Genomic DNA, 9,506 nt, shown 5'->3' with positions numbered 1-9,506 from the left:
GGCCAGGAGAGGGCCGGGGCGGTCGGCTGGTCGCGGCCTGGCCGCTGCGCCCTGCGGCGAAGCCGCCAGGCCCGCCCGGAGTGCCGGCGGCCGCGCGGCCGCCGGCGAAGCCGCCCTCACCTCGTGCGGAGCGCAGGGTTGGACCAATCGCCTTCCTCGGCGCGCGCGGAGCGCGAGAACGGCGGGTGGGTGGGGGAAAGCACGGCGCAGCCGAACCCAGCCCCCGTCCGGGAGGGCGGAGGTGCCTTCGGGGCGTTGACCCCGCCAGGGGTTACTCGTTGACGTCGAGGCCGAGGCTCGGGAGCAGGTCTTCGACGAGGGGCGGGATGGTGACGTCGGGCGTGCCGAGGGACGGGGGGTCGGTGGGGGACTCGGAGGTCCGGTCGTCGGGGGAGCCGGGGAGGAGGTCGTCGGTGCCGGGCAGCGAGGGGACGCCGAGCAGGCCGTGGCTCTCCTCGGGCGTTTCCTGCTTGGGGGTGCCGGCCGGGGCGGGGCGGTGGTCGTCGTCGGGGGTGGCGGGCTCCCGCCGGTGGTCGCCGGTCGGGGACTCCGCGGTGGTGGACGGCTGGTGGGCGGCGGACGGGTCGTGGCCGGCGGAGGCCGGGTCGCGTGGCTCGCGGGGGAGGACGGAGCGCAGCGGCGCGATGTCGTCCTCCATGGCCTCGAAGACGTCGTTGACCTCGGTGCCGACGCCGCGCAGCTGGGCCGGGAGGCGCAGGCGGAGTTCGGACCAGGCGTCGCGGTGGGTGGCGGAGAAGGTCGACAGGGAGGCCATCGGGTCGATGGAGCCGCCGGTCTCGTAGGCCTGGGAGAGCAGCCGGTGGCCCTCGGCCGCGTCGTCGCGCATGTTGGTGAGCGCGCGGTGGATGGCGCCGAGGTCGTCCTCGTCGAGCGCGCCGGCGCGCTGCCGCTCGAGCAGGCGGCGGGCCTCGTTGAGCCGGGTGGCGGCGTGGTCGAGGTAGACGCGGCCGCGGTCGGCGTCCCCGTCGGTGAAGTCGAGGCGGAGGTCCTCCATGCCGCGCTTGAGGCCGTAGAGGGTGTCGCCGGGGAGCGCGTCGGTGCTCGCGGCGGCGACGCCGCCGAAGGCGCCCGCCGCCACGCCCATGGTGAGGCCGCCGGCGGCGAGGCCCTTGGTGAGGCGTGACCTCGGGCGCAGGGCGCTCAGCCTGGGCACCGGCACCGCCCGGTGGGAGCCGCGGCCCGGGCGGGCCCGGCGGGGGCCCGGCAGCCGCTCGGCGTTCCCCGCCGTGGCCTCGCCGCCGCGCTCCAGCGCGGCGATGAGCATGGCGCGCTGCTCCGCCTTGGTATCGGCGCGGAGCTCCGGGCGGGGCAGGGCGGCCAGCCTGTCCACCAGGGACAGCAAGGCGGCCTGCTCCGGCCCGTCCGTCGGCTGGTCCGCCGCCGCCGGCCCGCTGTCGAGCCTGGGCTGCTCGAGCCCGGTCTCGTCGAGGAGCTGGGCGAAGGCGTTGGCCCGGCGGTTGGCCGACACGGATCCGATCACGGGCTGCACCTCCTCTCGTCACAGGATCGACGCGACTCGCTACCGACCGTGTGGAGCGAGTGCACTGCTTGTCCAATTGGCGACAACGAGCGGACGGGCACTCGGGTTACGGCTGGCAGATTATGTGACCGATCGGGTGAGGTTGATCACGCTCTGTTTACGAGCGGAGGTGACACGCGAGGGTTAACGCGCGTCGTCCGGCAGCAGTCTCGCCAGGGTGCGAACGGCCCGGTATTGCAGGGTTTTGATGGCTCCCTCGTTCTTCCCCATCACCCGGGCGGTCTCGGCCACGGAGAGGCCCTGGAGAAACCGCAGCGTGACGCATTCCTGCTGCTGGGGGTTGAGCTTGCGGACGGCTTCGAGCAGCGCGGAGTTGGCCAGGGACTCGAGCACCGAGTCCTCGGGGCTCCGCTCGACCTCGTTGGCGTCCAGCATCTCCCCGGTGGTGACCTCGAGACGGAAGCGGCTGGACTTGAAGTGATCGGCGACCAGGTTGCGCGCGATGGTGACGAGCCACGCGCCGAAGTCGCGGCCCTGCCAGGTGAAGGTGCCGATCCGGCGGAGCGCGCGCAGGAAGGTCTCGCTGGTCAGGTCCTCGGCGGTGGCCCGGCCGCCGACCCGGTAGTAGATGTACCGGTAGACGGTGTCGGAGTAGTGGTCGTAGAGGCAGCCGAAGGCCTCGGCCTCGCCGGCCTGGGCGCGCTCGACGAGGTCCATCATGCGGCGGCTGTCGCTGGGGGCCGTGTCGCGCGCGGTGGAGGCTCCGGCGGCGCCCGGGCGGGCGCGTCTGCCCATGGTGGCGGTGCCGGCGGTGCCGGTGGCGCCGTCGGCGAGGGCGTAGGCCGGGCCGGCGGGGGTGGCGGGGGCGGGTGTGGCGAGGGTGGGCACGGCGTACGCGGTGGGGACGAGGGCGCGCAGCCGGTCGACGACCGTGGTGCGCAGCGTAGCCAGGCCCGAGGCGTCAACCCCGACGTGTGGGTACACGGGACTCCCAGAGGCAGAGCTTCCAAACACGTGCAGTGGTCGGCCCGTCACCCGTCAACTGGCGGGGAACGGGTGAGGACCGGATTGCGTCTGAGGAGAATAACGCTTCGTGCTGACGGTGCTACGCGTAGTTGCGAAAATCGCCGATTCGGTTTGATGAGTTACACGTTGTGTATGGTGCGCCACGCAAACGCCATGGTCTTCATGATCGCCGCATGATCGGATTTGCCACCTCAGTGACCGAGTTCGACCGATGGGGGCGTGGAGGTCTGGCTGCGCCTGGTGCTGGGTAAGGAATTGGGGTTGCCCGCGCGGGCCGCGTGGGAGCGGGCGTTCAGCGGCGGCGGCGGTGCAGCGCCAGCGCGGCGGCCGCGCCGCCGGCCACGGCGCCGGCGCCCGCGGCGGCCGGCACGCCGACGCGGACGGCCTTGCGGCCCGTCCGGTAGTCGCGGCGCCGCCAGCCCATCGCGCGGGCGTGGGCGCGGAGCTTGCTGTCCGGGTTGATCGCGTACGGGTAGCCGACGAGCGAGAGCAGCGGGATGTCGTTGGCCGAGTCGCTGTAGGCGGCGCAGCGTTCGAGGTCCAGGCCCTCGGCGGCGGCCAGCGCGCGGACGGCCTCCGCCTTGGCGGGGCCGTGCAGCGGCTCGCCGACGAGCCGGCCCGTGTAGACGCCGTCGACCGACTCCGCGACGGTGCCGAGGGCGCCCGTCAGGCCGAGGCGGCGGGCGATGATGGTCGCCGTCTCGACCGGCGCGGCCGTCACCAGCCAGACGCGCTGGCCGGCGTCCAGGTGCGCCTGGGCGAGGGCCCGGGTGCCGGGCCAGATGCGGTCGGCCATGTACTCGTCGTAGATCTCCTCGCCGATGGCGGTGAGTTCGTCGACGCGGTGGCCCCGGACGATGGAGAGCGCGCTCTCCCGCGCGTCCTGCATGTGGCCGGCGTTCTCGGCGCCGGCCAGCCGGAAGTACGCCTGCTGCCAGGCGAACCTGGCCAGCTCGCGCTTGCGGAAGAACTTGCGCTTGTAGAGGCCCCGGCCCAGGTGGAAGATGGCCGCGCCCTGCATCACGGTGTTGTCGAGGTCGAAGAACGCGGCGGCCCTGGCGTCGCCGGGGACGGGGAACTCGGGCTCCTCGGCGGGGGATTCGAGGCTGGCCGCCTCCTGCTGTGCCTGCCGCGCGGCCTCGGCGGAGGCGGCCCCGGCGAGCCGGGTGCGGTCGGTGGTGGGCCGCCTGCGGGGGGTGAGCCAGCGGGGGCGCGGGGCGGCCGCGAACGGGCGCGTGAGGCGGGGCCGTGCCATGCCGTTGAGAATACCGGCCGTTGGTTCGAACGCGGGCTGCGGCTGGCGCCGCGCGCATCCGCACGGATCGGCGGTTGGCGGCTTGGCCGCGCGCAGCGCGGAGGCGCCGCCGCGCCGAGGCGCGGCAGAATGGGGGGCATGAGTCCGCTGTTTCGGGCGCGGCGTGGGGGCGGCGCGCGGCTGGTGACGTTGGTCGGGAAGCCGGGGTGTCACCTGTGTGACGCCGCGCGGGAGGTGGTCGCCGGGGTCTGTGGGGAGGCCGGGGTGGCCTGGGAGGAGAAGGACATCACCCGGGACGAGGAGCTGTACCGCCTGTACTGGGAGCAGATCCCGGTGGTGCTCGTCGACGGTGAGCAGCACGACTTCTGGCGCGTGAACCCGGAGCGGCTGCGCCGGGCCTTGGGGGCTTGACCCGGTTTGGATTACCATACGAGGTCGTTTTCTCCCCCGGCGGGCGCATACGTGAGGAGTGTGACCGGGTGTCCTCGTTGGCGTATGTGGCACCGGTCACTTTGGCCGGGCAAAACGGACACCATCTTTGTGCACGCGTTCACAAAGGCATAGCCTGGGCCGGACGGAGCCGTACCGGCGTACATGTGTGCGCCTCGCGCGCCCGCCCTCCGCTTGGCCCGACCGGCAGGAGCACCGTGGCAACTGGCCGAAACCACCGACCGGCGACCCGTAGCCGAGGAATCCCCGAGGCGACGGTCGCCCGGCTTCCGTTGTACCTGCGGGCGCTGACCGCGCTCTCCGAGCGCTCGGTGCCGACGGTCTCGTCCGAGGAGCTGGCGACCGCCGCCGGGGTGAACTCGGCGAAGCTCCGCAAGGACTTCTCGTACCTCGGCAGCTACGGCACCCGTGGCGTCGGGTACGACGTCGAGTATCTCGTCTACCAGATCTCCCGCGAGCTCGGGCTCACCCAGGACTGGCCGGTCGTCATCGTCGGCATCGGTAACCTCGGGGCCGCGCTCGCCAACTACGGCGGCTTCGCCTCCCGTGGCTTCCGGGTGGCGGCGCTGATCGACGCCGACCCGGCGATGACCGGGCGGCAGGTGGCCGGCATGGGCGTCTCCCACGTGGACGACCTGGAGCAGATCATCCAGGCCAACGGCGTCTCCATCGGCGTCATCACCACCCCGGGCGGCGCCGCGCAGCAGGTCTGCGACCGCCTGGTGGCCGCCGGCATCACCTCGATCCTGAACTTCGCGCCCACCGTGCTGTCCGTGCCCGAGGGCGTCGACGTGCGCAAGGTCGACCTGTCGATCGAGCTGCAGATCCTCGCCTTCCACGAGCAGCGCAAGGCCGCCGACGAGCTGGCGGCCGGCCGCAACGGCACGCCGCGCGTGCCGGCGGCGGTCGAGCGCCGCGCCGGGCGGGCCGAGGACGGCCCGGAGGGCGACATCCCGGCGGTGATGCCCGCATGACTCTGCTGGTGATCGGTCTCAGTCACCGCAGTGCCCCGGTGAGCGTGCTCGAGGCGGCCGCGCCCGCGCCCGACGCGCGCGGCAAGCTGCTGCGCGACGCCGCCGGCGCGGGCGGCGCGGGGCGCCCGCCGGCGCTGGAGGCCGCGCTGCTCGCGACCTGCAACCGCATCGAGCTCTACGCCGTGGCGGAACGATTCCACGCCGGGGTCGCCGAGCTCAGGGCGCTGCTCAGCCGGCACACCGGGATGAGCCAGGCCGAGCTCGAGCCCTACCTCTACACGCACCACGAGGACCGGGCCGCCGAGCACCTGCTGAGCGTGGCCTGCGGGCTCGACTCGATGGTGGTGGGCGAGGGCCAGATCCTCGGGCAGATCAAGTCGGCGCTGGCGCTGGCGCAGGAGGAGCACACGGCCGGCCGGCTGCTGAACGAGCTGTTCCAGCAGGCGCTGCGGGTCGGGAAGCGCGCGCACAGCGAGACCAACATCGACCGCGCGGGCCAGTCGCTGGTCACGTTCGGCCTCGAACAGCTGAACGGCGGACGGGCGGGCGTCGACTGGGTGCGCGGCAGGCGTGCCCTGGTGATCGGGGCGGGGTCGATGTCCTCGCTCGCCGCGACGACCCTCGCCCGCGCCGGTGTGGCCGAACTGGTGATCGCCAACCGGACGCTGGAGCGTGCGGAGCGGCTCGCCGCGGGGCTCTCCGCGGAGGACGGGACGCGGGCCCGCGCCGTGCCGATCAACGCCATCTCCATCGCCGCCGAGCTCGCGCTCGCCGACGTCGTCGTGTCCTGTACGGGCGCCACCGGCCTGGTGCTGACCGCCGAGGCGGTCGCCGGGGCCGTGCGCGAGCGCGCCCGCCGCGCCGGCGGCGGCGCGGCCCCCGAGCTCACCGTGCTCGACCTGGCCATGCCGCGGGACGTCGACGCCGCCGTGCACGACGTCGAGGGCGTGCGGCTGGTCGACATCGAGTCACTCGCCGCCGCCTCGGCCGACGCGCCGATGGCCGCCGACGTGGACGCGGTGCGCGGCATCGTCGCCGAGGAGGTCGCGGCGCTCGGCGCCGCCCGGCGCGCCGCCCACACCACCCCGACCGTGGTCGCGCTGCGCGCCAGGGCCTCCGAGGTGGTCGCCGGCGAGCTGGCCCGCCTGGAGGGGCGGCTGCCGGACCTCGGCGAGCGCGAGCGCGCGGAGATCGGCAGGACCGTGCGGCGCGTCGTCGACAAGCTGCTGCACGCGCCGACCGTGCGCGTCAAGGAGCTCGCCGCCGAGCCGGACGGCGCCTACTACGCGGCGGCACTGCGCCAGCTGTTCGACCTCGGCACGCCGCTCGAGCCGCAACAGCTTGATCAGAAGGAGCGGTCATGAACGCACAGCGAGCCCTCAGGCTCGGCACGCGGCGCAGTCCGCTCGCCATGTCCCAGTCACGGGGCGTCGCCGATCTCGTCACCCGGCTCACCGGACGGCCCGTGGAACTGGTCGAGATCACCACCTACGGCGACGTCTCCCGGGAGAGCCTGGCCTCGATCGGCGGCACCGGCGTCTTCGTCTCGGCGCTCAGGGACGCCCTGCTCCGCGACGAGATCGACTTCGCCGTCCACTCGCTCAAGGACCTGCCGACGAGCCAGCCGGACGAGCTGACCCTGGCGGCCGTGCCGACGCGCGCGGACCCCAGGGACACGCTGGTGGCCCGCGACGGGCTCGGCTTCGAGCGGCTCGCGGTGGCGGCCGGCAGGGCCAGGATCGGCACCGGCTCGCCGCGCCGGATGGCCCAGCTGCACGCCTGGGCGCGATCCCTGGGTTGCGAAATCGAAACGGTCCCGATCCGGGGGAATGTCGACACCCGCATCGGGTACGTGCGCTCCGGTGAGCTCGACGCGGTCGTGCTCGCCGCCGCCGGACTGTACCGCCTCGGTCGGGAGACGGAGATCACCGAATTCCTCGCGCCCGACATCGTCCTACCCGCCCCCGGCCAGGGGGCACTGGCGATCGAGTGCGCCGCGTCCAACACGGCCCTCGCCGCCGAGCTCGCCGGGCTCGACGACCCGCACACCCGGGTCGCCGTGACCGCCGAGCGCACCCTGCTCGCCACCCTGGAAGCCGGCTGCAGCGCACCCGTCGGTGCGTACGCGGACCTGCTCGCCGAGGCGGCCGGGCAGTCCATCACCGAAATGCGCCTGCGCGGCGTCGTCGGCACCACCGACGGCTCGACGCTGGTGCAGCTGTCCACCACCGGTCCCGTACCGGCTTCCGTCGAGGAGGCCGCGGCCACAGGCCGCGAGCTCGCCGACGAGATGCTCGCCAAGGGCGCGGCCGGTCTGATGGGGGAGCGAGCACATTGAGCCCCATTACCGCACGCACCGCACAAGCCAAGCGGGTCAGGACGTCGCCGACCGCCGTCGCCCACAGCGCTGGTTTCGGACACGTCACCTTCCTCGGTGCCGGACCCGGAGACCCGGGTCTGCTCACTCTGCGGGCCGTCGACGCGCTGGCCCAGGCCGATGTGCTGATCGCCGATCCCGAGGCGTACGAGGTGGTGCGCGCCCATGTCAGGGCGGGAACGGACGTCCCGCTGCAGGCCACGGGCGCGGACCCCGCTGCCGGCGGCGCGGCGGCCGGGACCGTCGATGCCGCTGATCTTGTCATGCGGGCCGCGCGCGGCGGCAAGCGGGTGGTGCGTGCGGTCGCCGGCGACCCCGGCATGGACGCCGACGCCACCGCCGACATGCTCGCGCTGGCCGCCGAGGGCATCACGTTCGAGGTGGTGCCCGGCATCGCGCACGGCGTCGGCGTGGCCGCCTACGCCGGGGTGCCGCTGCGCGACCCGGAGGGCGGCGACGTCCGCTTCGTCGACGGGCCGACCGCCGACGACAGATGCTGGACCGAGGTCGGCGCGAGCGACGCCACCGTCGTGGTCTCCACCACGCTGGAGGCCGTGGCCGTCACGGCGGGCCGGCTGATCGCGGCCGGCCGTAAGCCGGACACCCCGCTGTCGGTCACCGTCGCCGGCACCACGACCCGCCAGCGCACGTGGACGGCGACGCTCGGCACCGTCGAGCGCACGCTGAAGTCCGCGAAGGTGCTGCCCTCGGCCGAGGGCGACCGTCCGGCGATAGCCGTGGTCGGGGAGCGCAGCGCGCCGGCGCAGCGCGACCAGCTCGCCTGGTTCGAGTCCAAGCCGCTGTTCGGCTGGAAGGTGCTTGTGCCACGCACCAAGGAGCAGGCGGCCTCGCTCTCCGAGCAACTGCGCTCGTACGGCGCGGTGCCGAGCGAGGTGCCGACGATCGCGGTCGAGCCGCCGCGCACCCCGCAGCAGATGGACCGCGCGGTCAAGGGCCTGGTGACCGGGCGGTACGAGTGGATCGCCTTCACCTCGGTCAACGCGGTCAAGGCGATCCGCGAGAAGTTCGAGGAGTACGGCCTGGACGCGCGGGCCTTCGCGGGCATCAAGGTCGCGGCGGTCGGCGAGCAGACGGCGCGGGTGCTGCAGGAGTTCGGCGTACGGCCCGACCTGGTGCCGAGCGGCGAGCAGTCGGCGGCGGGGCTGCTCGAGGACTGGCCGCCGTACGACCCGGTCTTCGACCCGATCGACCGCGTCTTCCTGCCGCGCGCCGACATCGCCACCGAGACGCTGGTCGCGGGCCTCGTGGAGCTCGGCTGGGAGGTGGACGACGTCACGGCCTACCGGACCGTGCGGGCGTCGCCGCCGCCGGCGGAGACCCGGGAGGCCATCAAGGGCGGCGGCTTCGACGCGGTGCTGTTCACGTCGTCGAGCACGGTGCGGAACCTGGTGGGCATCGCGGGCAAGCCGCACAACGTGACGGTGATCGCCTGCATCGGCCCGGCCACGGCCCGCACCGCGGAGGAGCACGGCCTGCGGGTGGACGTCATGGCGCCCGAGCCGTCCGTGCTGGCGCTGGCCGAGGCGCTGGCCGAGTACGGGGCCGCGCGCCGCGCGGCGGCGATCGAGGCGGGCGAGGTGTTGAAGCGGCCGAGCGAGAAGCGGCCGCAGCGGCGTCGCCGAGCGTAACCGCCCTGCCGGGCGGAGCGACTCGAAGGGACCGCAACCGCCCACCGGCCCGCCCCCTCCGCTCGCCGCGAGCGGAGGCCGCGCCCCCTGTTCGCGCTTCGCGCGGCCCCTGCGGGGCTGTTCGCGCTTCGCGCGGCCCCTGCGGGGCTGTTCGCGCTTCGCGCGGGGCCCCTGCGGGGCTGTTCGCGCTTCGCGCGGGCGCTGTTGCTGGTGCTTTCGCGCCGGCCGGAGCGCGTGAGAAGGGCGGGTGGGTGGGGGCACACCGCGCGGAGCG

8 protein-coding genes are annotated in these 9,506 nt (G+C 74.2%); 5 read left to right on the top strand and 3 right to left on the bottom strand.

Going from position 1 to position 9,506, the window contains the following annotated elements:
• Positions 1-271 precede the first annotated feature (271 nt).
• From RNC47_RS35140 to RNC47_RS35130, 3 genes are all read right to left on the bottom strand, one after another.
• Complete coding sequence (locus RNC47_RS35140) at positions 272-1,501, bottom strand: DUF5667 domain-containing protein (protein WP_311604836.1); 1,230 nt, start codon at positions 1,499-1,501, stop codon at positions 272-274.
• Positions 1,502-1,684: 183 nt separating this feature from the next.
• Positions 1,685-2,485 (bottom strand): ECF subfamily RNA polymerase sigma factor, BldN family, encoded by an 801-nt coding sequence (locus RNC47_RS35135; RefSeq protein WP_311604834.1) that lies wholly within the window; start codon positions 2,483-2,485, stop codon positions 1,685-1,687.
• Between the two features lie 334 nt (positions 2,486-2,819).
• Positions 2,820-3,782: an HAD family hydrolase gene (locus RNC47_RS35130; RefSeq protein WP_311604832.1), complete on the bottom strand. Its 963-nt coding sequence runs from the start codon at positions 3,780-3,782 to the stop codon at positions 2,820-2,822.
• Between the two features lie 129 nt (positions 3,783-3,911).
• Between RNC47_RS35130 and RNC47_RS35125 the strand changes: the two genes are divergently transcribed.
• The 5 genes from RNC47_RS35125 to RNC47_RS35105 all read left to right on the top strand — a co-directional run bounded on the left by RNC47_RS35125 (position 3,912) and on the right by RNC47_RS35105 (position 9,232).
• The gene (locus tag RNC47_RS35125; protein ID WP_311604830.1) at positions 3,912-4,193 is read left to right on the top strand and encodes a glutaredoxin family protein; all 282 of its coding nucleotides are present in this window, start codon (positions 3,912-3,914) and stop codon (positions 4,191-4,193) included.
• A gap of 236 nt (positions 4,194-4,429) precedes the next feature.
• A complete protein-coding gene (locus RNC47_RS35120) occupies positions 4,430-5,206 on the top strand; it encodes a redox-sensing transcriptional repressor Rex (protein ID WP_311604828.1) in 777 nt (258 codons plus the stop codon).
• The gene (locus tag RNC47_RS35115) at positions 5,203-6,570 is read left to right on the top strand and encodes a glutamyl-tRNA reductase (protein ID WP_311604826.1); all 1,368 of its coding nucleotides are present in this window, start codon (positions 5,203-5,205) and stop codon (positions 6,568-6,570) included. The genes RNC47_RS35120 and RNC47_RS35115 overlap by 4 nt, the downstream gene beginning before the upstream one ends.
• The gene (hemC, locus tag RNC47_RS35110; protein WP_311604824.1) at positions 6,567-7,544 is read left to right on the top strand and encodes a hydroxymethylbilane synthase; all 978 of its coding nucleotides are present in this window, start codon (positions 6,567-6,569) and stop codon (positions 7,542-7,544) included. The genes RNC47_RS35115 and hemC overlap by 4 nt, the downstream gene beginning before the upstream one ends.
• Positions 7,541-9,232, top strand: a complete 1,692-nt coding sequence (locus RNC47_RS35105; protein WP_311604822.1) for a bifunctional uroporphyrinogen-III C-methyltransferase/uroporphyrinogen-III synthase — start codon at positions 7,541-7,543, stop codon at positions 9,230-9,232. The genes hemC and RNC47_RS35105 overlap by 4 nt, the downstream gene beginning before the upstream one ends.
• Positions 9,233-9,506: the final 274 nt, after the last annotated feature.

This window comes from Streptomyces millisiae (genome assembly GCF_031845425.1).
Taxonomy (GTDB): domain Bacteria; phylum Actinomycetota; class Actinomycetes; order Streptomycetales; family Streptomycetaceae; genus Streptomyces; species Streptomyces millisiae.
The sequence above is the reverse complement of the archived record's forward strand: the minus strand, read 5'-3'. Positions and strand labels throughout refer to the sequence as shown.

Coding starts and splice junctions, on each gene's coding strand:
- RNC47_RS35115 (WP_311604826.1), top strand. CDS start 5,203: ATGACTCTGCTGGTGATCGGTCTCAGTCACCGCAGTGCCCCGGTGAGC.
- hemC (WP_311604824.1), top strand. CDS start 6,567: ATGAACGCACAGCGAGCCCTCAGGCTCGGCACGCGGCGCAGTCCGCTC.
- RNC47_RS35125 (WP_311604830.1), top strand. CDS start 3,912: ATGGGGGGCATGAGTCCGCTGTTTCGGGCGCGGCGTGGGGGCGGCGCG.
- RNC47_RS35130 (WP_311604832.1), bottom strand. CDS start 3,782: ATGGCACGGCCCCGCCTCACGCGCCCGTTCGCGGCCGCCCCGCGCCCC.